At 68.1% G+C, this 26768-nt stretch carries 26 protein-coding genes and 3 tRNA genes; 23 read left to right on the forward strand and 6 right to left on the reverse strand.

The window, feature by feature from the left end; translation table 11 throughout:
• From B0W88_RS13940 to B0W88_RS13960, 5 genes are all read right to left on the reverse strand, one after another.
• Nucleotides 1-935: low temperature requirement protein A (locus B0W88_RS13940; protein WP_077035261.1), on the reverse strand; the 935-nt coding region annotated here is incomplete at its 3' end.
• Complete coding sequence (locus tag B0W88_RS13945) at nt 932-1729, reverse strand: LytTR family DNA-binding domain-containing protein (RefSeq protein WP_077035262.1); 798 nt, start codon at nt 1727-1729, stop codon at nt 932-934. The genes B0W88_RS13940 and B0W88_RS13945, both read right to left, overlap by 4 nt.
• Nucleotides 1726-2790, reverse strand: coding sequence for a sensor histidine kinase (locus B0W88_RS13950; RefSeq protein ID WP_077035263.1), 1065 nt, complete (start codon nt 2788-2790; stop codon nt 1726-1728). Before B0W88_RS13950 ends, B0W88_RS13945 begins: the two co-directional genes overlap by 4 nt.
• A complete protein-coding gene (locus tag B0W88_RS13955; RefSeq protein WP_077035264.1) occupies nt 2777-3274 on the reverse strand; it encodes a DUF6622 family protein in 498 nt (165 codons plus the stop codon). Before B0W88_RS13955 ends, B0W88_RS13950 begins: the two co-directional genes overlap by 14 nt.
• Nucleotides 3275-3380: 106 nt before the next feature.
• Complete coding sequence (locus B0W88_RS13960) at nt 3381-4916, reverse strand: helicase HerA-like domain-containing protein (RefSeq protein WP_077035265.1); 1536 nt, start codon at nt 4914-4916, stop codon at nt 3381-3383.
• An 89-nt stretch (nt 4917-5005) separates the two neighbouring features.
• Here B0W88_RS13960 and B0W88_RS13965 point away from each other — a divergent pair, with 89 nt between their 5' ends.
• From B0W88_RS13965 to B0W88_RS14045, 17 genes are all read left to right on the forward strand, one after another.
• Nucleotides 5006-5731 (forward strand): YebC/PmpR family DNA-binding transcriptional regulator, encoded by a 726-nt coding sequence (locus B0W88_RS13965; RefSeq protein ID WP_077035266.1) that lies wholly within the window; start codon nt 5006-5008, stop codon nt 5729-5731.
• Nucleotides 5728-7008: a phosphoribosylamine--glycine ligase gene (purD, locus tag B0W88_RS13970; protein WP_077035267.1), complete on the forward strand. Its 1281-nt coding sequence runs from the start codon at nt 5728-5730 to the stop codon at nt 7006-7008. Before B0W88_RS13965 ends, purD begins: the two co-directional genes overlap by 4 nt.
• Nucleotides 7008-7649: a 1-acyl-sn-glycerol-3-phosphate acyltransferase gene (locus B0W88_RS13975; protein ID WP_083748782.1), complete on the forward strand. Its 642-nt coding sequence runs from the start codon at nt 7008-7010 to the stop codon at nt 7647-7649. Before purD ends, B0W88_RS13975 begins: the two co-directional genes overlap by 1 nt.
• The gene (gene hemF / locus B0W88_RS13980; protein WP_198937838.1) at nt 7649-8584 is read left to right on the forward strand and encodes an oxygen-dependent coproporphyrinogen oxidase; all 936 of its coding nucleotides are present in this window, start codon (nt 7649-7651) and stop codon (nt 8582-8584) included. Before B0W88_RS13975 ends, hemF begins: the two co-directional genes overlap by 1 nt.
• Complete coding sequence (gene nadD / locus B0W88_RS13985; protein WP_077035269.1) at nt 8575-9144, forward strand: nicotinate-nucleotide adenylyltransferase; 570 nt, start codon at nt 8575-8577, stop codon at nt 9142-9144. The genes hemF and nadD overlap by 10 nt, the downstream gene beginning before the upstream one ends.
• Nucleotides 9145-9828, forward strand: coding sequence for a ribosome silencing factor (gene rsfS, locus B0W88_RS13990; protein WP_077035270.1), 684 nt, complete (start codon nt 9145-9147; stop codon nt 9826-9828). It abuts the gene before it with no gap.
• Nucleotides 9828-10298, forward strand: coding sequence for a 23S rRNA (pseudouridine(1915)-N(3))-methyltransferase RlmH (rlmH, locus tag B0W88_RS13995; RefSeq protein ID WP_077035271.1), 471 nt, complete (start codon nt 9828-9830; stop codon nt 10296-10298). Before rsfS ends, rlmH begins: the two co-directional genes overlap by 1 nt.
• A gap of 83 nt (nt 10299-10381) precedes the next feature.
• On the forward strand, nt 10382-10984 hold the full coding sequence (locus B0W88_RS14000; RefSeq protein WP_077035272.1) for a nucleoside triphosphate pyrophosphatase: 603 nt from the start codon (nt 10382-10384) through the stop codon (nt 10982-10984).
• A 66-nt stretch (nt 10985-11050) separates the two neighbouring features.
• A complete protein-coding gene (gene rng, locus B0W88_RS14005) occupies nt 11051-12532 on the forward strand; it encodes a ribonuclease G (protein ID WP_077035273.1) in 1482 nt (493 codons plus the stop codon).
• 65 nt (nt 12533-12597) lie between these two features.
• A complete protein-coding gene (gene tolB / locus B0W88_RS14010; RefSeq protein WP_077035274.1) occupies nt 12598-13917 on the forward strand; it encodes a Tol-Pal system beta propeller repeat protein TolB in 1320 nt (439 codons plus the stop codon).
• A gap of 170 nt (nt 13918-14087) precedes the next feature.
• Nucleotides 14088-14636: a peptidoglycan-associated lipoprotein Pal gene (gene pal / locus B0W88_RS14015; protein ID WP_369973887.1), complete on the forward strand. Its 549-nt coding sequence runs from the start codon at nt 14088-14090 to the stop codon at nt 14634-14636.
• Between the two features lie 2 nt (nt 14637-14638).
• The gene (gene ybgF, locus B0W88_RS14020; protein ID WP_077035275.1) at nt 14639-15418 is read left to right on the forward strand and encodes a tol-pal system protein YbgF; all 780 of its coding nucleotides are present in this window, start codon (nt 14639-14641) and stop codon (nt 15416-15418) included.
• Between the two features lie 75 nt (nt 15419-15493).
• The gene (locus B0W88_RS14025; RefSeq protein WP_077035276.1) at nt 15494-16612 is read left to right on the forward strand and encodes a YeeE/YedE family protein; all 1119 of its coding nucleotides are present in this window, start codon (nt 15494-15496) and stop codon (nt 16610-16612) included.
• On the forward strand, nt 16609-17397 hold the full coding sequence (locus B0W88_RS14030; protein ID WP_077035277.1) for a ThiF family adenylyltransferase: 789 nt from the start codon (nt 16609-16611) through the stop codon (nt 17395-17397). Before B0W88_RS14025 ends, B0W88_RS14030 begins: the two co-directional genes overlap by 4 nt.
• Before the next feature lie 82 nt (nt 17398-17479).
• Nucleotides 17480-17555 (forward strand) — tRNA-Lys (locus tag B0W88_RS14035).
• Between the two features lie 42 nt (nt 17556-17597).
• Nucleotides 17598-17673 (forward strand) — tRNA-Lys (locus B0W88_RS14040).
• A gap of 46 nt (nt 17674-17719) precedes the next feature.
• Nucleotides 17720-17795 (forward strand) — tRNA-Lys (locus B0W88_RS14045).
• Between the two features lie 52 nt (nt 17796-17847).
• Here B0W88_RS14045 and B0W88_RS14050 read toward each other — a convergent pair.
• The gene (locus B0W88_RS14050) at nt 17848-18483 is read right to left on the reverse strand and encodes a nucleoside/nucleotide kinase family protein (protein ID WP_077035278.1); all 636 of its coding nucleotides are present in this window, start codon (nt 18481-18483) and stop codon (nt 17848-17850) included.
• Between the two features lie 43 nt (nt 18484-18526).
• Here B0W88_RS14050 and apbC point away from each other — a divergent pair, with 43 nt between their 5' ends.
• The 6 genes from apbC to selA form a co-directional block, all read left to right on the forward strand.
• Nucleotides 18527-19624: an iron-sulfur cluster carrier protein ApbC gene (gene apbC / locus B0W88_RS14055; RefSeq protein ID WP_077035279.1), complete on the forward strand. Its 1098-nt coding sequence runs from the start codon at nt 18527-18529 to the stop codon at nt 19622-19624.
• A gap of 145 nt (nt 19625-19769) precedes the next feature.
• A complete protein-coding gene (gene fdnG / locus B0W88_RS14065) occupies nt 19770-22838 on the forward strand; it encodes a formate dehydrogenase-N subunit alpha (RefSeq protein ID WP_144006763.1) in 3069 nt (1022 codons plus the stop codon).
• Nucleotide 22839: 1 nt separating this feature from the next.
• Complete coding sequence (fdxH, locus tag B0W88_RS14070) at nt 22840-23718, forward strand: formate dehydrogenase subunit beta (protein ID WP_077035282.1); 879 nt, start codon at nt 22840-22842, stop codon at nt 23716-23718.
• Between the two features lie 2 nt (nt 23719-23720).
• Nucleotides 23721-24338 (forward strand): formate dehydrogenase subunit gamma, encoded by a 618-nt coding sequence (locus tag B0W88_RS14075; RefSeq protein ID WP_077035283.1) that lies wholly within the window; start codon nt 23721-23723, stop codon nt 24336-24338.
• On the forward strand, nt 24335-25336 hold the full coding sequence (fdhE, locus tag B0W88_RS14080) for a formate dehydrogenase accessory protein FdhE (RefSeq protein WP_077035284.1): 1002 nt from the start codon (nt 24335-24337) through the stop codon (nt 25334-25336). Before B0W88_RS14075 ends, fdhE begins: the two co-directional genes overlap by 4 nt.
• Nucleotide 25337: 1 nt before the next feature.
• Nucleotides 25338-26768: L-seryl-tRNA(Sec) selenium transferase (gene selA, locus B0W88_RS14085; protein WP_077035285.1), on the forward strand; the 1431-nt coding region annotated here is incomplete at its 3' end.

The following is a 26768-nucleotide window of genomic DNA, read 5'->3' on the forward strand; positions in this document are numbered from 1 at the left end:
GTGGCTGCCACATGCGTGGCGCCAACGTGCTCGTGCGGATGCGCCATCAGCAGCTCGCAGCCCACCGCCACGACGATGACGCTGCCGACGATCAGCACATGCAGGTAGTGGAACAGCGCGCCCATGCGGCCCGGGTCGTCCGCGTGGGCGATCCGGTGGCTGGCGTCGCGGCTGCTGGTGTCGAAATAGATCCACCAGAGCACCAGGCTGATCGCGAAGGCGATGCCGAAGGCCAGCGCGGTGTCGCCGTGCCAGTCCGCCGCCTGCGACAGCGTGGCGCCGGTGACGAGGATCGATTCACCGAGGGCGACGATCACGAACAGCTGGCATCGCTCGGCCAGGTGGCCGCCTTCGATGGTCCAGTCCCGGGTGCTGGAGCGGCCCAGGCCCGGCAGCGGGAAGCCGAACATCGGCGAGACGTATTCGCAGATCACCGCGATGGCCCACAGCGCCAGCCGCAGATCCTCGCGCAGCGCGCCGGTGATCCAGAAGAGGCCGGAGATCACCGTCCAGCCGAGGATGCGCTGGAAGTTGGGCGCCAGCGCATGGCCGCGGCCCAGGCATCCCAGCACGAACAGCGAGCGCCCGACCTGCATAGCGACATAGCAGCCGGCGAACAGCAGCGCCCGCTCGCCGAAGGCCTCCGGGATGGCCGCCGCGAAGGGCAGGGCCAGCAGCATCAGCGCGAACAGCAGGAGGCGGATCTGCAGCTTCTCCGGATCGAACCAGTTGGTCACCCAGCAGGTGTACTGCCAGCCCAGCCAGACCGCGAACCACAGCAGCAGCGTCTGCAGCGCGCCGAGCGGGCTCAGGTGCTCCAGCAGCTTGTGCGAGAGCTGGGTGACGGCGAAGACGTAGACCAGGTCGAAGAACAGCTCCGCGTTGGAGACCTTGGCCTCGTGGCCATGGCGGCGTTCGCGCAGCAGGCTGCTCATAGGCCCTTGAAAAGATGGCTGTGCATGCGGCTGACGGGCAGCCTGTCGGCGCTGCCGCGCAGATGCAGCGTCAGCTTGCCGGCCTCGTCGCGCACGGCGCGCTCGATGGCCTCGGCCCGCACGATCGTGCCGCGGTGGACCTGCCAGAAGCGCTGCGTGTCCAGCTGCGGCAGCAGCTCGCGCAGCGAGATGCGCACCAGGTGCTCCTTGCCGGCGGCGGTCATCACGCGGACGTACTTGTCGGCCGCCTCGAAGTACAGCACCTCGTCCACCGGCACCATCAGGATGCTGTTGCCCTGGGCCACCTGGATCAGGCGCAAGGGAGCGGCGGCGGCCGGGGTCAGGTGTTGCGCGCCCAGCAGGCCGCGCAGCTGGTCCAGCGCCTGCTCGATGCCGGGCTGCTGCTTCGCCGTCAGGGCGTCCTTCAGGCGCTGCACCGTCTGCGCCAGCCGCTCGGGCTGCACGGGCTTGAGCACGTAGTCGAAGGCCGCCCGCTCGAAGGCCTGCAGCGCGTACTGGTCGTAGGCGGTGACGAAGACCAGCAGCGGGAAGGGCGAGCCGTCGTCGGGCCAGTCCTCGGCCAGCGCGGCGGCGGCTTCGAGGCCGGTCATGCCGGGCATGCGGATGTCGAGGAAGCAGACCTGCGGGCGTTTGGCCAGCGCCTCGTCGACAGCGGCCTGGCCGTGCGGCGCGATCGCGACGATCTGCAGCTCGGGCCAGAGCTTCGCGAGCTCCTGGCGCAGGTTCTCGGCCAGCAGCGGCTCGTCTTCGGCGATCAGGGCGGTGATGTTCATGACAGGGGCAGGGTGACGGTGGCGAGCGTACCGGAGCCGGCCGCGGGCGCGAGGCTCAGTGTGGCGGCGTCGCCATAGCGGGTGGCGAGACGTTCACGGACCTGGTGGAGTCCGAACTGCGTGCCGGTCTCGGGCGACTGGCCCAGGCCGACGCCGCCGTCCCGAACTTCGAGAATCAGCTGACCGCCCTCGGCCCTTGCGGCGATGCGCAGCTCCCCGCCGTCGATCTTCGGCTCCAGCCCGTGCTTGATCGCGTTCTCCACCAGCGGCTGCAGCAGCAGCGGCGGCACCGGTTGTTCTTCCAGGCCGGCGGGCAGCTCGAACACCGGCTGCAGCCGCGGGCCCATGCGCACCTGCATCAGCGCCAGGTAGTCGCGCAGCCGGGCGAATTCTTCCTTCAGCGGATGGCTGCCGCTGCGCGAGGCCGTCAGCGTGGCGCGCAGGAAGGCGATCATGTGGTCCAGCATCGCCTGGGCGCGCGGCGGGTCCATGCCGATCAGCACCCGCAGGTTGGCCAGCGTGTTGAACAGCATGTGCGGCTCGAGCTGGGATTCAAGCAGGCGCAGCTGGGTCTCGGCGGCCTGGGCCTTGGCGGTCTCGGCGCGCAGCTCGGCGGCGGCCAGGCGCCCGCGGCTGAGGAAGAAGTAGGTCACGCCGAAGCCCGGGATCAGCGAGACGAACAGGATGGCCAGCACGTTGCGGGTGTTGTGGTTGTCGTGGAGGCCGGCCTCGTGCCTGCCTGTGATGGCATTGCCGGCCAGGGTGCCGACGCTGTAGCCGATGTAAGTGCCCAGCACCAGGCTCACCACCATCAGCGGCCAGCCCGGCCAATGCTGGCGCTCTTCGCTGGTGTCGCCCAGCCGGCGCAGCAGCAGGCGGCTGGCGCGGCTGAAGGACTGGATGAAGAAGGAGCAACTGGTGGCGATCGTGAAGCAGTAGATCAGCGTGATGCCGGGATCCTGGCGGAAGATCAGGATCAGCCCGGCGGCCACCGCCAGCGCGCAGAAGACGATGATGGCCACCTGGTAGGCGAGCCAGCGGACGAGTTCAGGTCGTTGCATGGGCACTGTTGGCGAGGATGTTGCGCGAGCGGCCCAGGAAGACGCCGCCCAGCGCGCCGAACAGCAGGCTGAAGCCCGTCGCCACGCTCGTCTCGCGGGCCAGCTCCGGGTGCAGCGCCAGGCCCATGCCGAGGGCGAACTTGGTGACGAAGATCGTCAGCATCAGGGCCAGCGGCATCCAGCTCCCGGCGACGACATAACTGCGGGATTCAGCGTCATAGCGGGCGGCGCCGGGCCAGCCGCTGCGCAGCACCAGCGTCAGGCTCAGCACCAGGCCGACGCCCCAGGCGGGCAGGGCGCCGATGCCGAAGGCGCTGTCCACGCCCCAGACGCCGAAGGCCAGCCAGACGATCGGCAGCACCATCAGCCGGCCGCGGCCCATCTGCTGTTCACGGCTCTGGCGCATGCCCATGACCAGGATGAAGGCGAGGATGCCCCAGACCCAGGTGGGGATGTGGGAAACGATGGCGAGGAGGGTTTGCATGGCGGCGATTCCTGTGCGTTGAGGGAATGGCCGCCATCGTGCCGAGACAGCGCCGGCGCCGCGATGGCGCTGCGACGAAGCGCAATGGCGCGGCGCGAACGGCGCATCAGCGGCGCCGGCTGCCGCCGCCGCCGAGGATGCTGCCCAGCACGCCGCGGATGATCTCGCGCCCCACGGAGGTGCCCATCGTGCGGATGGCCGATCGCGCGGCTACTTCGACCAGGCCGTCGTGATGGGCGCCGCGCGGGCCGGTGGTGCCGAAGAGCACGCCCTTGAGGCCGTCGAGCATGCCGGGGCCGCTGTCGGCCGGGGCGGCGGTCGGCGTGCCGGGCAACGGGGCAGGAGCGGGCGCAGCGCCAGCGCCGGCCGGCGCCACGCCGCGCAGCTTCTCGTAGGCCGACTCCCGGTCGACCACCTTCTCGTAGACGCCCGCCACCAGCGAGCCCTTGATCAGCGCGGCCCGCTGCTCGGCCGTGATCGGCCCGATCTGGCTGCCCGGCGGCAGCACGAAGACCCGCTCGGTCACGCCGGGCCGGCCCTTCTCGTCCAGCAGGCTCACCAGCGCCTCGCCGACGGCCAGCTCGGTGATCGCGGTCGCGATGTCCAGCCCCGGCTTGGCCCGCATCGTCTCGGCGGCCGCCTTGACGGCCTTCTGGTCGCGCGGCGTGAAGGCGCGCAGCGCGTGCTGCACCCGGTTGCCGAGCTGGCCCAGCACCGAATCGGGAATGTCCAGCGGGTTCTGCGTCACAAAGTAGACGCCGACGCCCTTGGACCGCACCAGGCGCACGACCAGCTCGATCCGGTCGATCAGGGCCTTCGGCGCGTCCTTGAACAGCAGGTGAGCCTCGTCGAAGAAGAAGACCAGCTTGGGCTTCTCCAGGTCTCCGACCTCGGGCAGCGTCTCGAACAGTTCGGACAGCATCCACAGCAGGAAGGTGGCGTAGAGCAGCGGCGAGGCCATCAGCTTGTCGGCGGCGAGGATGTTGATGACGCCGAGGCCGCCCTCGGTCTGCATCAGGTCGGCGATGTTGAGCATGGGCTCGCCGAAGAACTTGTCGCCGCCCTGGGCCTCGATGGACATCAGCCCGCGCTGGATCGCGCCGATGCTGGCGGCGCTGACGTTGCCGTACTGGGTCTGGTACTGGGCCGCGTTGTCGCCCACGTGCTGCAGCATCGCGCGCAGGTCCTTCAGGTCCAGCAGCAGCAGGCCGGCGTCATCGGCGATCTTGAACACCAGTTGCAGCACGCCCTGCTGGGTGTCGTTCAGGCCCAGCATGCGGGCCAGCAGCAGCGGACCCATGTCGGACACGGTGGCGCGCACCGGGTGGCCCTGCTCGCCGAAGACGTCCCAGACGGTGGTGGGGCACTTGATGGCCGTCGGCGCATCGAGGCCGCGTTCCTTCAGCGTGGCCAGCAGCTTGGCGGAGGGCGCCCCGGTCTGGGAGATGCCGGTCAGGTCGCCCTTCACGTCGGCCATGAACACCGGCACGCCCAGGCGCGAGAAGCTTTCGGCCAGCGTCTGCAGGCTGATCGTCTTGCCGGTGCCGGTGGCGCCGGTGACCAAGCCGTGACGATTCGCGAGTGCCGGCAGCAGCAGGCATTCGACTTCGTTGTTTTTGGCTAGCAGGATCGGGTCGCTCATCGGTGCTCCAGAGGGCTACAGCTAAAATTGGAGTCTATCCAACGAAATACAGGGTTACGTCTACGGCGTATCCCCAGGAGCAAGAGCCAATGGCTGGTCATTCCAAATGGGCCAATATCCAACATCGAAAAGGCCGCCAGGACGAGAAGCGCGGCAAGATCTGGACGCGCATCGTGCGGGAAATCGCCGTCGCCGCGCGCCAGGGCGGCCCTGACCTGACTTCCAACCCACGCCTGCGCCTGGCGGTGGACAAGGCCAAGGCGGCCAACATGCCGGCCGACCGCATCAAGTACAACATCGAGAAGGCCAGCGGCACGCTGGAGGGCGTCAGCTACGAGGAAATCCGCTACGAGGGCTACGGCATCGGCGGGGCCGCCATCATCATCGACACGATGACGGACAATCGCGTGCGCACCGTGGCCGAGGTGCGCCACGCCTTCAGCAAGTACGGCGGCAATATGGGCACCGAAGGCGCGGTGGCCTTCCAGTTCAAGCACTGCGGGCAACTGATCTTCGCCCCCGGCACGTCGGAGGACAAGGTCATGGAAGTGGCGCTGGAGGCCGGCGCCGAGGACGTGGTCACCGACGACGACGGCGCCATCGAGGTGCTGACCGGACCGGCCGATTTCGAGAAGGTGCGCGACGCGCTGGAAGCCGCCGGCCTCAAGGCCGAGGTGGCGGAAGTGACGATGCGCCCCGAGAACACGATCGAGCTGAAGGGCGAAGACGCCCAGCGCATGCAGAAGCTGCTGGACGTGATCGAGGACCTGGACGACACCCAGGCTGTATTCCATAACGCGAGCATTGAAGAATGAAGGTCCTGGTGCTGGGTAGTGGCGGGCGCGAACACGCGCTGGCCTGGAAGCTGGCGCAAGGCCAGCGGGTGAGCCAGGTCTTCGTGGCCCCGGGCAATGGCGGCACGGCCCGCGATGCGCGGCTCAAGAACATTCCGATCACCGATGTGAAGGCGCTGGCCGACTTCGCGGCCAGCGAGAAGATCGCGCTGACCGTGGTGGGCCCCGAGGCCTTCCTGGCCGCCGGCGTCGTGGACGAGTTCCGCGCCCGCGGCCTGCGCATCTTCGGCCCGACGAAGGCGGCAGCGCAGCTCGAATCCTCCAAGGCCTTCGCCAAGGAGTTCATGAAGCGCCACCACATCCCGACGGCCGCCTACGAGACCTTCGGCGATGCGCCCTCGGCCCACGCCTACGTGGACCGCATGGGCGCGCCGATCGTCATCAAGGCCGACGGCCTGGCGGCGGGCAAGGGCGTGGTGGTCGCGATGACGCTGGCCGAGGCGCACGAGGCGATCGACTGGATCCTGGAGGACAACCGCCTGGGCGTCACCCACAACGCCGGCGGCGCCGCGGTCGTCATCGAGCAGTTCCTCGACGGCGAGGAGGCGTCCTTCATCGTGCTGTGCGACGGGAAGAACGTCGTCTCTCTCGCCACCAGCCAGGACCACAAGCGTCTGCTGGACAAGGACGAAGGCCCCAACACCGGCGGCATGGGCGCCTACTCGCCCGCGCCGGTCGTGACGCCCAACGTCCACGCCAAGGTGATGCACGAGATCATCCTGCCGACGATCAACGGCATGGCCAAGGACGGCGTGCCCTTCACCGGCTTCCTCTATGCCGGCCTGATGATCGACGCGCAGGGCCAGCCGCGCACGATCGAGTTCAACACCCGCATGGGCGATCCCGAGACGCAGCCGATCATGATGCGGCTCAAGAGCGACCTGTTCGAGGTGCTGATGCATGCCACCGATGGCACGCTGGACCAGGTCGAACTGCAGTGGGACCGCCGCGTGGCGCTGGGCGTGGTGATGGCCGCCGGCGGCTATCCGATGAACCCGAAGAAGGGCGACGCGATCAGCGGCCTCCCGGCCGATGCCGAGGACGCGATGGTCTTCCACGCCGGCACCACCGAGGTGGACGGCAAGCTGGTGAGCTCCGGCGGCCGCGTGCTTTGCGTGACCGCCTTGGGCGAGTCCGTCCGCAAGGCGCAGCAGCATGCCTACGACGCGCTCACCGGCATCCAGTTCGACGGCAAGCAGTACCGCCAGGACATCGGCTACCGGGCGGTGAAGAAATAATGACCGCCCGCGACGCCCTCGTCGCGCCCCGCCTGATCGACGGCCCGCGCATCTTCAAGCCCGCCGGCAGTGCGCTGGCGCGCCGGCTGATGGGCCTGTTCGGCTGGAAGGTCGATTTCGACGGCCTGCCCGCCCTGCAGGGCGTGGTGATGGTGTACCCGCACACGTCCAACTGGGACTTCATCGTCGGCATCTTCGCCAAGTGGGCGCTGGGCCTGCAGGTGCGCTACTGGGCCAAGGACAGCCTGTTCAGGCTGCCGCTGTTCGGTGCCTGGCTGCGCTGGGTCGGCGGCATCGCGGTGAACCGCAAGAGCCGGCACGGCATCGTCGCCGACACCGCTCAGCAGATGCTGCGGGCGCGGGACCGGAACGAACTGTTCTGGCTCGCGGTCACGCCCGAGGGCACGCGCTCGCTGGGCCCGGGCTGGCGCTCTGGGGCCTACCAGGTGGCGCTGCAGGCGCAGGTGCCGGTGGGGCTGGTCTATTTCGACTATGCAACGCGCACGGTCGGCTTCACCACCTTTGTCCAGATCAGCGGCGATGCCGGGCAAGACCTGGCCCTGATCGCCAGGCACCTGGCTCATGCCCAGGGCAGGCGCCCCGAGCTGGCCAGCCCCATCCGCTTCACGTCCTCGCCATGATCGACACGCTCGCCGTACGGAACTACCTGCTCGACCTGCAGCAGCGCATCGTCACGGCGCTGCAGGCGGCCGATGGCAATGCCTTCATGACCGATTCCTGGGAACGCGAGCCCGGCGGCCGGCTGGAGGGCGACGGCCTGACCCGGCTGATCGAGGGTGGCGCGCTGTTCGAACGGGGCGGCTGCAACTTCTCGCATGTACGGGGTCGGGTCTTGCCTCCTTCGGCCACGCAGCAGCGGCCCGAGCTGGCCGGCGCCGCCTTCGAGGCGATGGGGGTCTCGCTGGTGATGCACCCGCACAACCCCTTCGTGCCGACGGTGCACATGAACGTGCGCATGTTCGCCGCGATGCCGGCCGACGCCGAGCCGGTGGTCTGGTTCGGCGGCGGCATGGACCTGACGCCGTACTACGGCTTCGAGCGCGACGCCCAGCATTTCCACCGGACCTGCCGCGCCGCGCTGCAGCCGCATGGCGAGGCGCTGTACCCGCGTTTCAAGCAGTGGTGCGACGAGTACTTCTACCTGAAGCACCGCGACGAGCCGCGCGGCATCGGCGGCATCTTCTTCGACGACCACCACGAGGGTGGTTTCGACGCTTCGTTTGCGATGCTGCGCTCGGTCGGCGACGCCTTCCTGCCGGCCTACATGCCGATCGTCGAGCGCCGCTCGGTGCTGGCCTACGGCGAGCGCGAGCGCGACTTCCAGGCCTACCGGCGCGGCCGCTACGTCGAGTTCAACCTCGTGTTCGACCGCGGCACGCTGTTCGGCCTGCAGTCGGGCGGCCGCACCGAGTCGATCCTGATGAGCATGCCGCCGCTGGTGAAGTGGCGCTACGACTGGGCGCCGGAGGCAGGCACGCAGGAGGCGAAGCTGTATTCGGACTTCCTGCGCCCGCGCGAGTGGGCGGACGAGCAGCCCACGCACCTATGGCTCTAGGTCTCTTCGGAGGCTCCTTCGATCCGCCGCACCTGGCGCACCTGGCCCTGGCGCATTGCGCCCTCGACCAGCTGGCGCTGGAGGCGCTGCGCTGGGTGCCGGCCGGCCAGCCCTGGCAGAAGGCGGGCGTGACGGCGGCGGAGCACCGGCGCGCGATGGTCGCGCTGATGATCGAGGGCGAGGCGTGCTTCGTCCTCGATGCCGGCGAGATCGAGCGCGAAGGAGCGAGCTACACGATCGACACGGTCGAGCGGCTGGGTGATGGCGAGGAGGTCTTCCTCGTCATCGGCCAGGACCAGTACGCGCGGCTGCCGAGCTGGCATCGCTGGCAGGACCTGCTGGCCCGGGTCACGCTGGCCGTCGCCGCGCGGGCCGGCGAAGAAGTCACCGCGCCGGCCGGCATGCCGGCACATCGGATGCGCCGGCTCGAGTTGCCGGCGCTGCAGATTTCATCGACTCAAGTGCGCGAGCTGGCCTCGCGCGGCGAGGACATCCGCCCCCTGGTGGGGCCTGCGGTCGCGGAGTACATTAGCCGCCACCGCCTTTATCTAAGGTACTGAATGGACATTCGCAAGCTGCAACGGGCCATCGTCGATGGTCTGGAAGACGTCAAGGCCCAGAACATCGTGGTCTTCAATACCGAGCACCTGTCGCCGCTCTTCGAGCGGGTCATCATCGCCTCGGGCAGCAGCAACCGGCAGACGAAATCCCTGGCCAACAGCGTGCGCGAGACCGTCAAGGAACGCGGCATGCAGGTCATGCGGATGGAGGGCGAGGACAACGGCGAATGGATCATCGTCGACTGCGGCGCCGCCGTGGTCCATGTGATGCAGCCGGCCATCCGCGACTACTACCACCTCGAGGAGATCTGGGGTGGCAAGCCGGTCAAGCTGAAGCTGAACGACGGCGAGACGCGCCTGGTCAAGGCCTCCGAAGGGCCGGATGATGACGAGGACGTCAAGCCGGCGAAGAAGAAGCCTGCGGCGAAGAAGGCGGCTGCCACCAAGACGGCCGCTCCGGCCGCCAAGAAGGTGCCGGCGAAGAAGGGTGTCAGCCGCGTCGTCGGCGTGAAGACGCCGGCCACGAAGACCGTCAAGGTCGGCGCGGCCAAGCCGGCAGCCAAGAAGGCGGCGCCTGCCAAGAAGGCAGCGGCCCCCGCGAAGCGGGCCGCCGCTCCGGCGAAGAAGGCTGCGGCGCCAGTCAAGAAGCCCGCTGCCAAGAAGCCCGCGGCCAAGAAGGCCTGATGCGGCTGTTCCTGGTGGCCGTGGGCCAGCGCCAGCCGGCCTGGGCCGACGCGGCCTACGAGGACTTCGCCAAGCGTTTCCCGCCGGAAATGCGGCTCGAGCTGAAGGCCGTCAAGGCCGAGCCGCGGACGGCAGGCAAGACGGCCGAGCAGATGATGGCTGCTGAAGCCCAGCGCATCGAGGCGGCGCTGCCGAAGGGGGTGCGTCGCGTGATCCTCGACGAGCGCGGCGACCGCCGCACCAGCGTCCAGCTCGCCGAGCGTATGAAGCTCTGGCTGGGCGACGGCCGCGACGTGGCGCTGGTGATCGGCGGGCCCGACGGCCTGCTGCCTTCGCTGAAGGCCACGGCCGACGAGACGCTGCGCCTGTCCGACCTGACCCTGCCCCATGCCTTCGCCCGCGTGCTGCTGGCCGAAGGGCTCTACCGTGCCTGGACGCTGACGACGGGCCATCCGTATCACCGCGAATGAGCGAGCGCAGCGCCGGGCCGTCCCAAGCAAGCTCGCATCCCCTTGGGGGATCGGGTGATGTACCCATCGACCGAGGGGCGCCAATGAGCGATTTCATCTACCTTGCTTCCCAGAGCCCGCGCCGGCGCCAGTTGCTAGAACAGATGGGCGTGCGGCACGAGTTGCTGCTGGCCGGCCCCGAGGAGGATGCCGAGGCGCTGGAGGCCGTCATCGATGGCGAGGATCCTGAGCGTTATGTCGAGCGGGTCACCGGCGCCAAGCTCGATGCGGCGCTGGTGCGGCTCGCCGCTCGCGGCCTGCCGCCGGCGCCAGTGCTGTGCTCGGACACGACCGTGACCATCGACGGCCACATCCTCGGCAAGCCCGCCGACGCGGCCGAGGCCGAGGCGATGCTCGCGCTGCTGTCCGGCCGGACGCACCGCGTGATCACCGCGGTGGCGGTGGGCCTGGGCGCGGACCGGGTGGCGCGCACCAGCGTCTCCGAAGTCGACTTCGATCCGCTGTCCGCCGAGCAGATCCGCCGTTATGTCGAAAGCGGCGAACCCTTCGGCAAGGCGGGCGCCTATGCGATACAAAGCCAGGCGGCAGCCTGGATCGCGCGCATCGAAGGCAGTTATTCAGGCATCATGGGCCTGCCGCTGTACGAAACCGCCCAGTTGCTGTCGCACTGGCAGATCCGGTTCTAGAGAAGAGTCTTGCCGCATGGCCCCTGTCGGCCATGCGAGAACACTCCAGAAGAATTGCAGGGCGAGATGGAAGACATTCTGATCAACTGGTCGCCGCAGGAGACGCGGGTGGCCATCGTCGAGAACGGCGCCGTGCAGGAGCTGCACGTCGAGCGGACGCTGGAACGGGGGCTGGTCGGCAACATCTACTCGGGCAAGGTCGCCCGGGTGCTGCCGGGCATGCAGTCCGCCTTCATCGACATCGGTCTCGAGCGTGCGGCCTTTCTGCACGTGGCCGATCTGCACGTCACCGGCGGCACGCCGCGCGGCCACCACGCGGAGGCCGGCACCGCGGTGCCGATCGAGCGCCTGGTGTTCGAGGGTCAGGCCTTGACCGTGCAGGTCATCAAGGACCCGATCGGCACGAAGGGCGCGCGCCTGTCCACGCAGATCTCGATCGCCGGCCGCATGCTGGTCTTCCTCCCGCAGGACGAGCACATCGGCATCTCGCAGAAGATCGGCTCGGCCGAGACCCGCGAGCAGTTGCGCGCGCGGATGCAGGCGCTGGTCGGCAAGCCGGAGGAAGGCGGCGGTGGCGGCTTCATCCTGCGCACGAATGCGGAAGATGCGTCCGACGAGGAGCTGGGCTCCGACATCGCCTACCTGCGCAAGACCTGGGGCGCGATCCGCGAGCGCGCCCTGCGCTCGCCGCCAGGCAGCCTGCTGCACCAGGACCTGAGCCTGGTGGAGCGCGTGCTGCGCGACCTGACGACCGAGAAGACCAACTCGATCCGCATCGACTCGAAGATGCAGCACGAGGTGCTGCACAGCTTCGGCGAGAGCTTCATGCCTGCGGCCACCGCCAAGCTGGAGCACTACCGCGGCGAGCGTCCGATCTTCGATCTCTACAACATCGACGCGGAGCTGGACCGCGCGCTGGCCCGCCGGGTGGACCTGAAGAGCGGCGGCTACCTGATCGTCGACCAGACCGAGGCGATGACGACGATCGACGTCAACACCGGTGGCTTCGTCGGCGCCCGCAACTTCGACGACACGATCTTCAAGACCAATCTCGAAGCGGCCGGCGCGATCGCGCGCCAGCTGCGGCTGCGCAACCTGGGCGGCATCATCATCGTCGACTTCATCGACATGACCCGCGACGAGCACCGCACCGCGGTGCTGGGCGAATTCCGCAAGCAGCTGGCCAAGGACCGCACCAAGGTCACGCTGGGCGGCTTCACGCAGCTGGGGCTGGTCGAGATGACCCGCAAGCGCACCCGCGAGTCGCTGGCCCGCATGCTCTGCGAGCCTTGCCCGACCTGCGAAGGCCGCGGCCAGATCAAGACCGCGCGCTCGGTCTGCTACGACATCATGCGCGAGATCCTGCGCGAGGCGCGGCAGTTCAGCCCGCGGGAGTTCCGCGTGGTGGCGGCGGCTAACGTCGTCGAGATGCTGCTCGATGAAGAGAGTCAGCATCTGGCCGGCTTGTCCGATTTCATCGGCAAGCCGATCTCGCTGACGGCCGAGCCTGCCAACCAGACCGAGCACTACGACATCGTTTTGTTATGACCGGTCTTCAATGAGGCGGCAATGTCTTACAAAGCCTTGCAAAAGGGCTGAGGCAGAATAACGGGATGCTTGAGTCCGACGACAAGACAAACATCACTTCGACTTCGCGGCGCCGCCTTCTGGGCGGCGTTGCTGCAGCAGCGGCAGCTTCTCTGGCCACCCGGCCCGCCCTGGCCCAGTTCCGCGTCGAGATCTCCGGCGTCGGCAGCGTGCAGCTGCCGATCGCGATTCCCGATCTTCGCGATGAAGCCCGCGCCGGCCAGCCGGTCGCGTCCATCGTCCGTGCCGACCTCGAACGCAGCGGCCAGTTCCGCATCGTCGATGCGCCCGCCGGCCTCACCGAAAGTAGCTCGCCCGTCTGGACCGAGTGGCGCGGCCGTGGCGCCGATGCCTTGGCCGCCGGCTCCTGCGCCCGCCTGGCCGATGGCCGGGTGGACGTTCGCTACAAGCTCTGGGACGTGGTCAAGGGCCAGGACTTCGGCGGCGAGGCCACGGCCGTGGCGCCCGACGACGTGCGCCTCGCGGCCCATCGCATGGCCGACTCGATCTACCAGAAGCTCACCGGCGAGCGCGGCGTGTTCGCCACCCGCATGGCCTACGTGACCAAGGCCGGCGGCCGCTATGCGCTGCGCATCACCGATGCCGACGGCGAAGGCGGCCAGGTCGCGCTGGCGAGCCCCGATCCGATCATCTCGCCGGCCTGGTCGCGCGACGGCCGCGAACTGGCCTACGTGTCCTTCGAGACCCGCAAGGCGGTCGTCTGGATTCAGAGCCTGCAGACCGGCCAGCGCCGCAAGATCGCCGATTTCAAGGGCTCCAACAGCGCGCCCGCCTTCTCGCCGGACGGCTCTCAGCTGGCGCTGACCCTGTCGCGCGACGGCGGCTCGCAGCTCTTCCTGATGAACCGCGACGGCAGCGGCGTGCGCCGCCTGACCACATCGCCGGCCATCGACACCGAACCGGTGTTCTCGCCCGACGGCGCGGCGATCTATTTCGTCAGCGACCGTGGCGGCAGCCCGCAGATCTACCGCATGCCCGCCCAGGGCGGGCCGGCCAGCCGCGTGACCTTCAGCGGCAACTACAACATCAGCCCCGACATTTCGCCGGACGGCCGCACGCTGGCCTACATCACCCGCGTCGGCGGCGGCTCGTTCAAGCTTTGCGTGATGGACCTGGCCAGCGGCAACGTGAGCCAGATCACCGACACCACCGATGACGAAAGCCCGAGCTTCGCGCCCAACGGCCGCCTGATCGTCTACGCCACCCGCAGCGGCGGCCGCGACGTACTGGTCACGACCACGCTGGACGGGAAGATCAAGGCCAAGCTGATCTCCACCTCGGCCGATGTGCGCGAGCCAACCTGGGGCCCCTTCGGTCCGAAATGAGCCTTTTTGCGCACATCCGGTGAATTGCGGGCCGGCCTTCAGCCTGCGCTAAGGCAGGCCCGGCAGTAATCATTGGACAATTACATTTGTTACCGTTTTTCGACAGGGTCGCCCGAGCAGTTCCAGCGGCCCGCAACCCGGCCAACGCCACCTGCAACAGGAGCCCCTCCATGAACAAGATGAACCGTCCCCTCAGCTACCTTGCCCTGAGCCTGCTGGCGTCCGCCGCGCTGGTCGGCTGCTCGTCCACCAAGCTGGAAGAGAAGGCCCCGGTCGAAAGCCGCCCGGTCGCCCCGGCCCCGGCTTCGAACGCCAATGCCAACACCGCCCCGATGGCTGAGTCCAAGGTCGCCACCGTCGACCTGAACGCCCAGTACACCGCCGAAGTGGCCAACCAGCGCGCCGTCTACTTCGACTTCGACAGCTACACCGTCAAGGACGAGTACCGTGGCCTGCTGGAAGCCCACGCCAAGCGCCTGAACTACAGCAAGAGCGTCAACCTGCGCCTGGAAGGCAACACCGACGAGCGCGGCGGCAGCGAGTACAACCTGGCCCTGGGCCAGAAGCGCGCCGAGGCCGTGGCCAAGTCGCTGACGCTGCTGGGCGTCAACGCCGCCCAGGTCGAAGCTACCAGCTTCGGCAAGGAGCGCCCGATGGACGCCGGCCACACCGAAGCCGCCTGGGCCAAGAACCGCCGCGTTGACCTGAAGGACAAGTGATCATGCGTAGCGCGCGTCTGAGCCCGTTGCTGTACGCCTCGCTGCTGGCGCTAGCCGCCGCAGCCATGCCCGCGCGTGCCGCGCTGTTCGAGGACGACGAGGCCCGCAAGGCCATCCTCGACCTGCGCGCCAGGCAGCAGCAGAACGACGAGGCCACCCGCGCGCGCCTGGACAAGCTGGTCCAGGAGCAGATCGACCCGCTGCGCCGCTCGATCCTGGACCTCAACGGCCAGATCGAGTCGCTGCGCGGCGAGATCGCCAAGCTGCGCGGCCAGAACGAGCAGCTCGCCCGCGATCTCTCGGATACGCAGCGCAAGCTGATCGACCAGAGCGATGCGCTCAACACGCGGCTGAAGCCGCTGGAGCCGCAGAAGGTGTCGCTGGACGGCCGCGAGTTCAATGTCTCGCCGGACGAGAAGCGCGTCTACGACGGCGCGATGGGCCAGGTCCGCAAGGGCGACTTCGACGAGGCCGCCGCGTCGCTGAACGGCTTCCTGAAGCAGTTCCCGACCAGCGGCTATGCCGACTCGGCCCGCTTCTGGCTCGGCAACGCCCAGTACGGCCAGCGCAGCTACAAGGATGCGATCACGACCTTCAAGGCCTTCCTGGCCGCGAGCCCGGACCATCCGCGCGCGCCGGAAGCGATGCTCGCGCTGGCGAACTGCCAGATCGAGCTGAAGGACACGAAGTCGGCCCGCAAGAGCCTGCAGGACCTGATCAAGGCCTTCCCGAACTCGGAGGCTGCGCAGGCCGGCAAGGAAAGGCTGGCGGCGCTGAAGTAAGGCGTTAGTTCTGCGTATCCATCCCAAGGCCCTGCATGCAGGGCCTTGTTACTTGCCTTTTACAATCCGCCCCCTATGCAAGAGATCGACATGGCCGCCTTGGGCCACCAGGTGTTGTGGGCGGCCTTCGGCCTCTCGTTCGTGTTCGGCGCCATCGCCCAGCGCACCCACTTCTGCACGATGGGCGCCATCGCCGACATCGTCAACATGGGCGACTGGGCCCGCATGCGCATGTGGGTGCTGGCCATCGGCGTGGCCATGCTGGGCTTCAACCTCATGGTCGGCATGGGCCTGCTCGACGCCGGCAAGACGATCTATGCGGCGCCGAAGCTGCTGTGGCTGTCCAACCTCGTGGGCGGCGCGATGTTCGGCTTCGGCATGGTGCTGGCCTCGGGCTGCGGCAGCAAGACGCTGGTGCGGCTGGGCGCGGGCAACCTGAAGTCGCTGGTGGTGTTCGTCGTGATGGGCGTGGCGGCCTTCGCGACGCTGAAGGGCATCACGGCGGTCCTGCGGGTGAATACCGTCGATGCGGTGGCGATCACCTTGCCGACGGGGCAGGACCTGCCTTCGCTGCTGGCGCCGACGCTCGGTGCGAGCAAGCAGAAGCTGGCGCTGGTGATCGGCGGCCTGCTGGGCCTGGTGCTGGTCGGCTGGGCGCTGCTGCGCGCCGAGGGCCGCAGCTTCGACGCTCTGCTGGGTGGCGTCGGCAGCGGCCTCGTCATCGCCGGCATCTGGTGGGTCGGTGGCGTGCTGGGCCATGTGGCCGAGGATCCGAATACGCTGGAGGAAGCCTTTGTCGGTGCGACCTCCGCGGCGCGCATGGACGGCCTCAGCTTCGTTTCCCCGGTCGCCTACACGCTGGACTGGCTGATGTTCTTCAGCGACAAGAGCAAGGTGCTGACGATCGGCATCGTCTCGGTCTTCGGCGTGGCCATCGGCTCGGGCGTGTGGGCGCTGCTCTCGCGCAACTTCCGCTGGGAAGGCTTCGGCCGCGTGGAGGACGTGGCCAACCACCTGGTCGGCGCGGTGCTGATGGGCGTGGGCGGCGTGGTCGCGCTGGGCTGCACGATCGGGCAGGGCCTGTCGGGCGTGTCCACCTTGAGCATCGGCAGCTTCATCGCGCTGGCGGCCATCGTGGCCGGCGCCGTCGGGGCCTTGCGTTATCAGATGTGGCGCATGGAGCAGATGATTTGAGTGCAGTTCTCGATGCCGATCTCGAGCGCCGCTTCGGCGGGCTGCGCCGCCTCTATGGCGAGCGCGACTACTTGCGCCTGCGCGGCGCGCGCTTCGCGGTGGTGGGCCTCGGCGGCGTGGGCTCCTGGGTGGTCGAGGCGCTGGCCCGCTCTGGCGTGGCGGGGCTCACGCTGATCGACTTCGACCAGGTCTCCGAATCGAACATCAACCGCCAGATCCAGGCGCTGGGCTCCACCGTCGGCATGGCCAAGGGTCAGGCCTTGCGCGAGCGCATTGCGGACATCCATCCGGGCTGCGAGGTGACGGTCGTGGACGACTTCGTGACCGAGGAGAACTGGCCCGCGCTGCTGCCGGCGCAGGTCGATGGCCTGATCGATGCCTGCGACCAGGTGCGCGCCAAGGCACGGCTGGCCGCCTGGGCGCGCGAGCAGCAACTGCCCTTCGTCACCGTCGGTGCCGCGGGCGGCAAGCAGCAGCCGCACCTGCTGACCGTCGAGGACCTGTCGACGACGACGCATGACCCGCTGCTCGCCTCGCTGCGCCAGCGCCTGCGCAAGCATTACGCGGCGCCGCGGGCCGGCCGGATCGGTGTGGCCTGCGTGTTCTCGCGCGAGCCGGTGCACATGCCGGCGGCAGGCGAGGGCGAGGCTTGCGAGGTGGGCGATACCGATGGCAGCCTCAACTGCCATGGCTATGGATCGAGCGTCGCCGTCACGGCCAGCTTCGGCATGGCGGCCGCCGCGGAATTGACTAAAAAGTTTCTTCAAACCTCTTGCGAGCGTTAAAAAAATCGTCCTATAATGTGAGGCTCTGCTGCAGGGCAGAACAACTTGAAATCCTGAACTAAAAAGCCGGGAAATCATCAGTGGGTTGTTAGCTCAGTTGGTAGAGCACCGGACTTTTAATCCGATGGTCACAGGTTCGAATCCTGTACAACCCACCAGTTGTTGAATTTCGAAGCTTGTTTTCGAAGAAGATTTTGCGGGGGCTCTTAGCTCAGTTGGTAGAGCAGCGGACTCTTAATCCGTAGGTCGAGTGTTCGAGTCACTCAGGGCCCACCAAATATCTTCATCGTCAGCAGCGAACCGAATATTCCAAGAGAATTTCGGGCTCTTAGCTCAGTTGGTAGAGCAGCGGACTCTTAATCCGTAGGTCGAGTGTTCGAGTCACTCAGGGCCCACCAAGCACAAAGGCACCCGATGCGCGAGCACCGGGTGCCTTTTGTCTTCAGACCTTCAATCCATCCGGACGACCAGATCCGCTCGCCGCTGCGTGCGCAGGATCACCTCGGCATTGAGCCCGTCGTTGCCGGCAATCCAGGCCAGCGCCGCCTCGCGGCTGCGGCCGAACTGCATGTGGCGGCCGACCAGGCGCTCGTTGCGCAGCGTGTCGTCCACGTCGACGAACCAGGCCTCGTCGAGCAGCGGCCGCACCGCCGCCCAGGGCCCTTCGTCGACCAGCAGATAGTTGCCCTCGGTGATCACCAGCCGCGTCTCGGCGAAGACAGCGATCGCGCCGGCCACGCCTTCCTCGATCTCGCGCCGGTATTCGGGGGCGTAGACGACGGCCTCGTCCGCCGCGCGCAGCCGCCGCAGCAGCGCCACATAGCCGGCCCCGTCGAAGGTATGCAGCGCGCCCTTGCGGGCCTGGAAGCCGAGCCGCTGAAGCTCGGAGTTAGCGAGGTGGAAGCCGTCCATCGGCACGACCTGGCTCTTCACGCCAATGACGCCGGCGAACTCGCGCTGCAGCGCGGCGGCCAGCGTGGACTTGCCGGCGCCCGGGCAGCCGGCCAGGCCCAGGATCACGCGGCGGCCATCGGCCAGCAGCCGCTGCACGCGCAGACGACATTCGTCAAGAAGGTTCTTGTCCATGCATGGAACAATACCTTCAAACCATTCACCGCAACCCAGACCCATGGCCCACATCGAAGAATCCGCGCTGCTGCAGGCGCTGCAAGCCGTCATCGACCCGAACACCGAGACCGACTTCGTCAGCACGAAGCAGTTGAAGAACCTGAGCATCGGTGTCGACGGCGATGTCGGCTTCGAGGTCGAGCTGGGCTATCCCGGCGCCAGCCAGTTCGAGCCGCTGCGCACCGCGCTGGTGGCGGCGGCCCGCGCGGTGCCGGGCGTGGCCCGGGTCGTCGTCGAGATCCGCAGCAGGGTCATCGCCCATGCGGTGCAGCGCGGCGTGCAACTGCTGCCCGGCGTCAAGAACATCATCGCCGTGGCCTCGGGCAAGGGCGGCGTCGGCAAGAGCACGACGGCCGCCAATCTGGCGCTGGCGCTGGCCGCCGAGGGCGCGAAGGTCGGCATGCTGGACGCCGACATCTACGGCCCGAGCCAGCCGACGATGCTGGGCGCCAAGGGCCGGCCCGAGAGCCTGGACGGCAAGATCATGGAGCCGCTGAAGAGCCACGGCCTGCAGATCATGTCCATCGGCTTCCTGGTGGACGAGGACCAGGCCATGGTCTGGCGCGGCCCGATGGCCACCCAGGCGCTGGAGCAGTTGCTGCGCCAGACCCGCTGGCAGGAGCTGGACTATCTGATCGTCGACATGCCCCCGGGCACCGGCGACATCCAGCTGACGCTGGCCCAGCGCGTGCCGGTCACCGGCGCCATCATCGTCACCACGCCGCAGGACATCGCGCTGATCGACGCCAAGAAGGGCCTGAAGATGTTCGAGAAGGTGGGCGTGCCCATCCTCGGCCTGGTGGAGAACATGGCGGTCCACGTCTGCACCCACTGCGGCCATGCCGAGCACATCTTCGGCGCCGACGGCGGCAAGCAGATGGCCCAGCAGTACGGCATCGACTACCTGGCCGGCCTGCCGCTGGCCATGAGCATCCGCCAGCAGGCGGACGAGGGCCGGCCGAGCGTCGTCGCCGAGCCCGGGAGCGAGATCACCGCCACCTACAAGGCGCTGGCCCGCAAGGTCGCGGTCAAGATCGCCGCCCAGGCCAAGGACTACTCGGCCAAGTTCCCGACCATTTCCATCTCGAAGAACACCTGAGCGGCAAGACCTGGCCCCGGCTGCGTCGAGCGTCGGGGTTATGTTGCACTGCGACAAATTTGCCTTGCCCGGCGCGCGGGACTACAGTGGTCCGGCACCTCATCTCTTCCAACCCAGGCGGCGGGAGCCGCAGGAGGCAAGGCAGATGGACATGGACCGGAGACAGTTCTTCCGGGTGAGCGGGGCGGGGCTGATCGGCTCCAGCCTGGCGGTGTTGGGGTTCTCGCCGACGGCGGCCCTCGCCGAGGCGCGCAACTTCAAGCTCGCCCGCACCACCGAGACCCGCAACACCTGCCCCTACTGCTCCGTAGGCTGCGGGATCATCATGTACTCGCTCGGTGACCGGGCGAAGAACGTGACCAGCGAGATCATCCATATCGAGGGCGACCCGGACCATCCGGTCAACCGCGGCACCCTCTGCCCCAAGGGCGCGGGCCTGCTGGACTTCGTCCACAGCCCCAACCGGCTCAAGTGGCCGGAGGTGCGCGAGGCGGGCAGCAAGGAATGGAAGCGCATCAGTTGGGACGAGGCGAACGATCGCATCGTCAAGCTGATGAAGACCGACCGCGACGCCAACTTCATCGCCCAGAACGCCGACGGCAAGACGGTGAACCGCTGGCTCACCACCGGCATGCTCTGCGCGAGCGCATCCTCGAACGAATCGGGCTACATCACCCACAAGGCGATGCGCTCGACGGGGATGCTGGTCTTCGACAACCAGGCGCGCGTCTGACACGGACCGACGGTGGCCAGTCTGGCCCCGACGTTCGGACGCGGCGCGATGACCAACCACTGGGTTGACATCAAGAACGCCGATCTCGTGCTGATCATGGGCGGCAATGCCGCCGAGGCCCACCCCTGCGGCTTCAAGTGGGTGATCGAGGCCAAGCACCACAACAAGGCCAGGCTGATCGTGGTGGACCCGCGCTTCACGCGCTCGGCCGCGATGAGCGACTACTACGCGCCGATCCGCGCGGGCAGCGACATCGCCTTCCTCGGCGGCATCATCAACCACCTGCTCTCGAAGGACCTGTACCAGAAGGACTACGTCAAGGCCTATACCAACGCCAGCTTCATCGTCGGCGAGGGCTACAGCTTCGACGAGGGCCTGTTCAGCGGCTACAACGAGGAGAAGCGCAGCTACGACAACAAGTCCTGGGCCTACGAGCTGGACGAGAAGGGCTTTGCCAAGGTGGACGACACGCTGCAGAACCCGCGCTGCGTGCTGCAGATCATGAAGGCGCACTACTCGCGCTACACGCCCGAGATGGTCAGCCGCATCACCGGCACGCCGCAGGACCGCTTCGTCAAGATCTGCGACATGATCGCGGAGACCGCCAAGCCCAACAAGGTGATGACCATCATGTACGCCCTGGGCTGGACGCAGCACAGCCTGGGCTCGCAGATGATCCGCACCGGCGCGCTGGTGCAGCTGCTGCTGGGCAATATCGGCCTGGCCGGCGGCGGCATGAACGCGCTACGCGGCCACAGCAACATCCAGGGCCTGACCGACCTGGGCCTGCTCAGCACCAGCCTGACCGGCTACATGAGCCTGGCGCGCGACAGCGAGCAGGATCTCGAGACCTACTACAAGACCCGGGCCCTGAAGCCGCTGCGGCCCAACCAGATGAGCTACTGGCAGAACTATCCGAAGTTCTTCGTCAGCCAGCAGAAGGCCTGGTGGGGCGCCGCGGCCACGGCCGAGAACGAGTGGGCGTACCACTATCTGCCGAAGTTCGACAAGCTCTACGACGTGCTCAACGCCTTCGAGATGATGAGCCAGGGCAAGCTCAACGGCTACATCTGCCAGGGCTTCAACCCGGTCGGTTCCTTCCCCAACAAGAAGAAGATCATCGCGGGCCTGAGCAAGCTGAAGTACCTGGTCATCATCGACCCGCTCAACACCGAGACGGCCGAGTTCTGGAAGAACTTCGGCGAGCACAACGACGTCAAGAGCGAAGACATCCAGACCACCGTCTTCCGCCTGCCCAGCACCTGCTTCGCCGAGGAGGACGGCTCGCTGACCAACTCCGGCCGCTGGCTGCAATGGCACTGGAAGGGCGCCGAGCCGCCCGGCGAGGCGCATGGCGACGCGGAGATCATCGCCGGCCTGTTCATGCGCCTGAAGGCCGCCTACGTGAAGGACGGCGGCGCCTTCCCCGACCCGATCGTCAAGCTGACCTGGCCCTATGCGATCCCGACCAGCCCGTCCTCCGAGGAACTGGCCAAGGAGTACAACGGCAAGGCGCTGGCCGACGTGACCGACCCGAAGGACGCCACGAAGGTTCTCGCCAAGGCCGGCGAGCAGCTCAGCGGCTTCGGCCTGCTGCGCGATGACGGCTCAACGTCCTGCGGCTGCTGGATCTACGCCGGCGCCTGGACCCAGGCCGGCAACCAGATGGCGCGACGCGACAACGCCGACCCGTACGGCATCGGCCAGACGCTCAACTGGGCCTGGGCCTGGCCGGCCAACCGGCGCGTGCTCTACAACGCCGCGTCCGCCGATCCGACCGGCAAGCCCTGGAACCCGAAGCGGCGGCAAGTGGCCTGGAACGGCAAGGCCTGGGCCGGCTCCGACGTGCCCGACATCCGCCCCGATGCAGATCCCGGCGAGGCCGAGCGGGTGCAGCCCTTCATCATGACGGCCGAAGGCGTGGCCCGGCTGTTCGCGCCTTCCGGCATGGTGGACGGCCCGCTGCCCGAGCACTACGAGCCCTTCGAGTCGCCGCTGGAAGGCAACCCGATGAACAAGAACCCCAAGGCCCGCGCCAACCCCGCGGCCCGGGTGTTCAAGGGCGACCTGGCCGACATGGGCAAGCCCAAGGACTTCCCGTACGTGGCGACCAGCTACCGCCTCACCGAGCACTTCCACTACTGGACCAAGAACGTCCAGACGAGCGCCATCATCCAGCCGCAGCAGTTTGTCGAGATCGGCGAGGAACTGGCCAGGGAGAAGGGCATCGCCGACGGCGGCTGGGTCAAGGTCTCGTCCAACCGCGGCTTCATCAAGGCCGTGGCGGTGGTGACCAAGCGCATCCAGACGCTGACGGTGGACGGCAAGAAGGTGCACACGGTGGGCCTGCCCAACCACTGGGGCTTCGTCGGCGTGGCCAAGCCCGGCTTCCTGGTGAACACGCTGACGCCCTTCGTCGGCGATGCGAACAGCCAGACGCCGGAGTACAAGAGCTTCACGGTGAACATCGAGAAGGCTTGATATGTCATCACTTCAATCCCTCGACATCAACCGCCGCTCCGCGACGACCACGCCCAGCCCCGACGCGCGCCGCCACGTCGCCGAGGTCGCCAAGCTGATCGACGTGTCCTCCTGCATCGGCTGCAAGGCCTGCCAGGTGGCCTGCATGCAGTGGAACGACCTGCGCGACGAGGTCGGCGACAACATCGGCACCTACGACAACCCGCGCGACCTGAGCGCCCAGTCGTGGACGGTGATGCGCTTCACCGAAGTCGAGCGCGAGCAGAACCACCTCGAATGGCTGATTCGCAAGGACGGCTGCATGCACTGCGCCGACCCCGGCTGCCTGAAGAGCTGCCCTGCGCCGGGTGCCATCGTGCAGTACACCAACGGCATCGTGGACTTCATCAGCGAGCACTGCATCGGCTGCGGCAACTGCGTCACCGGCTGCCCCTTCGACGTGCCGCGCATCTCCAAGGTGGACAGCAAGGCCTACAAGTGCAGCCTCTGCTCCGACCGGGTCGGCGTGGGCCTGGAGCCGGCCTGCGTCAAGGCCTGCCCGACCGGCGCGATCCGCTTCGGCGCCAAGGAGGACATGCTGGACTTCGGCGCCGAGCGCATCGCCGACCTGAACTCGCGCGGCTTCGACAAGGCGGCCGTCTACGACCCGCCCGGCGTCGGTGGCACGCACGTGATCTACGTGCTGCAGCACGGCGACCAGCCCGAGCTCTATGCCGGCCTGCCGGCCAACCCGACGATCAGCCCCTGGGTCTCGCTGTGGAAGGGCGTGGCCAAGCCGCTGGCGGTGGCGGCGATGATCGGCGCGGCGGTGGCCGGCTTCTTCCACTACATCAAGGTCGGGCCGATCCAGACCGAAGGTGGCACGAAGGACGAGGTGTGACCATGCGAATGCTCCTGCGCTACAAGGACGGCGACCGGGTCAACCACTGGATCGTCGCGCTGCTCTTCCTCTGCGCTGGCCTGTCGGGCCTGGCCTTCTTCCATCCGGCCTTCTACTTCTTCAGCGCGCTGTTCGGCGGCGGGCCGTGGACGCGGATCCTGCATCCCTTCTTCGGCGTGGCGATGTTCCTCGGCTTCGTCGGCCTGTTCTTCCGCTTCCGCAAGCGCAATGTCTGGAAGGCGCGCGACAGCGCCTGGATGCGCGAGTCGAAGCGCCTGCTGCGCGGCGACGAGGACGGCATGCCCGAGGTCGGCAAGAACAACGCCGGCCAGAAGCTTGTGTTCTGGGGCATGGGCATCTGTTTGGTGCTGCTGCTCGTCACCGGCGTGATGTTCTGGCAGCCCTGGTTCGCGGACGGCTTCCCGATCCTTGCGCGCAGAATCGCGGTGGTGCTGCATGCCTTGTCGGCCACGGTGCTGATCCTGATCGCCATCGTCCATATCTATGCGGCGATCTGGGTCAAGGGCAGCGTCCATGCGATGACGCGCGGCACCGTCAGCGAGGCCTGGGCCCGCAAGCATCACCTGGTCTGGTACCGGGAAATGACCGGAGACAAATGAGCGAATCGACGCAGCAACAACGCCTGCTGAGCCCCGAAGAGATCGCCGTCCGCGCGGGCGAATCCCAACCCTTCCTGCGCCTGCCCGAGTCCACCGTGTTCGGCGAGCGGGCGATGCGGCTGCGCCAGCTGGCTGCGCGGCAGGATGCGTTGCGTGACTACCTGCTGTTCATCGCGTCGGTGGCGGAGTTGCAGCACGAGCAGCTGAAGCAGGCCGTGGCGCTGCAACTGCCCGATGCCGCCCAGATCGAGGCGGCTGCCCATGCCGGGCGCCCGCCGCTGCCGGCGGCGCTGTGGCCGCGCGAGGCGCTCTGGCGCGATGAACTGCGCGCACTGCTGGGCCGGCTGGCGCTGCGCCTCGGACCGGGCACGGCCCAGGATGTGGCGCAGGCCCTGCGCGCCGCCAGCGACGAGCATCTGGAGACCCAGGCCGAGCGACTGCTCGGCGGCGTGATGCTGGGCCTGGACCTGGGTACCGCGCCGCTGATCGCGGCCGGCCTGCAACTGCATTGGATGCGCCTGGTGCGGCAGACCCAGGCCGCCCACGCCGGCGCCCGCATCGCACCCTTCGGCCGCACCGACGCGGCCACGCTGTGCCCCTGCTGCGGCTCCCGCCCGGTCGCCAGCGTCACCCGGCTGGGCACCGACGGCGGCCGGCTGCTGCACTGCGGCCTGTGCGCTGCCGAATGGCACTACGTCCGCATCAAGTGCGCCCACTGCGAGAGCACCAAGGGCATCCACTACGAGAACCTGCAGGCCGCGGGCGATGCCCAGCCCGGCAGCGCCCAGGCGGTGCAGGCCGAATGTTGCGATGAATGTGGGCGTTATCTCAAAATCGTCCATATGGAGAAGGACCATCAGGTCGAGCCGCTGGCCGACGATCTCGCCTCGCTGACGCTGGACCTGCTGGTGTCCGACGCCGGTTTCGAACGCGCGGGCGTCAACCTGATGCTGCTGTTCGGCGACCCCGACGCGCCACCCGATCCGGGAGGCCGCTGACATGGCGCCCCAAGCATCCGTGGTCCACGGTCTGAAGGCGGAACCCAAAGACATCCCCTCGGTCGACAAGCTGCTCGCCAGCGTGCCGGCGCTGGTACAGGCGCATGGCCACCGCTTCGTCACCGGCGAGGCGAGGGCGCTGCTCGATGCGCTGCGCCTTCGCGCGCTGTCAGCTGAACTTGAGCGTTCGGAGCTCGCACCCGAGGCCTTGAAGGAGGCGCTGCAGGCCCGTTGCGCCGCGCGCCTCGCGCCGCGCATCCGCAGCGTCGTCAACCTCACCGGCACGGTGATCCACACCAACCTCGGCCGCTCGCTGCTGGCCGACGAGGCGCTGGCCCAGGTGATGGCGACGATGAACGCGCCCAACAACCTCGAGTACGACCTGGCCAGCGGCGGCCGCGGAGACCGAGACAGCCTGGTCGAAGGCCTGCTCTGCGAGATCACCGGCGCCGAGGCGGCGACGGTCGTCAACAACAACGCCGCCGCCGTGCTGCTGTGCATTGCCGCGCTGGGGCGAGGCCGCGAGGTGATCGTCTCCCGCGGCGAGCTGGTCGAGATCGGCGGCGCCTTCCGCATGCCCGACGTGATGGCCGCGGCCGGCGCGACGCTGGTCGAGGTCGGCACCACCAACCGCACCCATGCGCGCGACTACGAGGCCGCCATCGGCGCGCAGACCGCGATGCTGATGAAGGTCCACACCAGCAACTACCAGGTGCAGGGCTTCACCGCGGCGGTGGACGAGGCCACGCTGGCGGAGATCGCGCACCGCCACGGCCTGCCGCTGGTCAGCGATCTCGGCAGCGGCTCGCTGGTGGACCTGGCGCAGTGGGGCCTGCCGCGCGAACCGCTGCCGCAGGAGATGCTGAAAGCCGGCTGCGACGTCGTGACCTTCAGCGGCGACAAGCTGCTCGGCGGGCCGCAGGCCGGCCTGATCGTCGGCCGGCGCGAGTTCATCGAGCGCATCCGCAAGTTCCCGATGAAGCGGGCCCTGCGCATGTCCAAGCTGCCGCTGGCCGCGCTGGAGGCCACGCTGCGCCTGTACCTGCAGCCCGAGCGGCTGACCCGCAACCTGCCGACGCTGCGCCTGCTGACCCGCCCGCTGGCCGAAATCGAGCAGCAGGCGGCCCGGCTGCTGCCGCTCGTGCAGCAGGCGCTAACGCCAAAGTTCGACGTCAGCGCAAGCGCCATGCAGGGCCAGATCGGCTCCGGCTCGCTGCCGGTCGAGCGCCTGCCTTCGGCCGGCCTCGTCATTGCGCCCAGCGCGGCGAAAGGCAAGGGTACGGCCCTGGACGAACTGGCCGGCGCGCTGCGGGCGTTGCCGAAACCGATCCTGGGCCGCATCGCCGAGGACCGCCTCTGGCTCGACCTGCGCTGCCTCGATCGCGATGCCGACCTGGCCGACCAGTTGCCGACGCTCGCCATGGCCTTAGGA

This window comes from Pelomonas sp. KK5 (assembly GCF_001984095.1).
Lineage (GTDB): Bacteria > Pseudomonadota > Gammaproteobacteria > Burkholderiales > Burkholderiaceae_C > KK5.

Excerpts from the sequence above, each read along its gene's own strand:
- B0W88_RS13945 (WP_077035262.1), bottom strand. The coding sequence starts at position 1,729 with ATGAACATCACCGCCCTGATCGCCGAAGACGAGCCGCTGCTGGCCGAG.
- B0W88_RS13950 (WP_077035263.1), bottom strand. The coding sequence starts at position 2,790 with ATGCAACGACCTGAACTCGTCCGCTGGCTCGCCTACCAGGTGGCCATC.
- B0W88_RS13955 (WP_077035264.1), bottom strand. The coding sequence starts at position 3,274 with ATGCAAACCCTCCTCGCCATCGTTTCCCACATCCCCACCTGGGTCTGG.
- B0W88_RS13960 (WP_077035265.1), bottom strand. The coding sequence starts at position 4,916 with ATGAGCGACCCGATCCTGCTAGCCAAAAACAACGAAGTCGAATGCCTG.
- B0W88_RS13965 (WP_077035266.1), top strand. The coding sequence starts at position 5,006 with ATGGCTGGTCATTCCAAATGGGCCAATATCCAACATCGAAAAGGCCGC.
- purD (WP_077035267.1), top strand. The coding sequence starts at position 5,728 with ATGAAGGTCCTGGTGCTGGGTAGTGGCGGGCGCGAACACGCGCTGGCC.
- B0W88_RS13975 (WP_083748782.1), top strand. The coding sequence starts at position 7,008 with ATGACCGCCCGCGACGCCCTCGTCGCGCCCCGCCTGATCGACGGCCCG.
- nadD (WP_077035269.1), top strand. The coding sequence starts at position 8,575 with ATGGCTCTAGGTCTCTTCGGAGGCTCCTTCGATCCGCCGCACCTGGCG.
- rsfS (WP_077035270.1), top strand. The coding sequence starts at position 9,145 with ATGGACATTCGCAAGCTGCAACGGGCCATCGTCGATGGTCTGGAAGAC.
- rlmH (WP_077035271.1), top strand. The coding sequence starts at position 9,828 with ATGCGGCTGTTCCTGGTGGCCGTGGGCCAGCGCCAGCCGGCCTGGGCC.
- B0W88_RS14000 (WP_077035272.1), top strand. The coding sequence starts at position 10,382 with ATGAGCGATTTCATCTACCTTGCTTCCCAGAGCCCGCGCCGGCGCCAG.
- rng (WP_077035273.1), top strand. The coding sequence starts at position 11,051 with ATGGAAGACATTCTGATCAACTGGTCGCCGCAGGAGACGCGGGTGGCC.
- tolB (WP_077035274.1), top strand. The coding sequence starts at position 12,598 with ATGCTTGAGTCCGACGACAAGACAAACATCACTTCGACTTCGCGGCGC.
- pal (WP_369973887.1), top strand. The coding sequence starts at position 14,088 with ATGAACAAGATGAACCGTCCCCTCAGCTACCTTGCCCTGAGCCTGCTG.
- ybgF (WP_077035275.1), top strand. The coding sequence starts at position 14,639 with ATGCGTAGCGCGCGTCTGAGCCCGTTGCTGTACGCCTCGCTGCTGGCG.
- B0W88_RS14025 (WP_077035276.1), top strand. The coding sequence starts at position 15,494 with ATGCAAGAGATCGACATGGCCGCCTTGGGCCACCAGGTGTTGTGGGCG.
- B0W88_RS14050 (WP_077035278.1), bottom strand. The coding sequence starts at position 18,483 with ATGGACAAGAACCTTCTTGACGAATGTCGTCTGCGCGTGCAGCGGCTG.
- apbC (WP_077035279.1), top strand. The coding sequence starts at position 18,527 with ATGGCCCACATCGAAGAATCCGCGCTGCTGCAGGCGCTGCAAGCCGTC.
- fdxH (WP_077035282.1), top strand. The coding sequence starts at position 22,840 with ATGTCATCACTTCAATCCCTCGACATCAACCGCCGCTCCGCGACGACC.
- B0W88_RS14075 (WP_077035283.1), top strand. The coding sequence starts at position 23,721 with ATGCGAATGCTCCTGCGCTACAAGGACGGCGACCGGGTCAACCACTGG.
- fdhE (WP_077035284.1), top strand. The coding sequence starts at position 24,335 with ATGAGCGAATCGACGCAGCAACAACGCCTGCTGAGCCCCGAAGAGATC.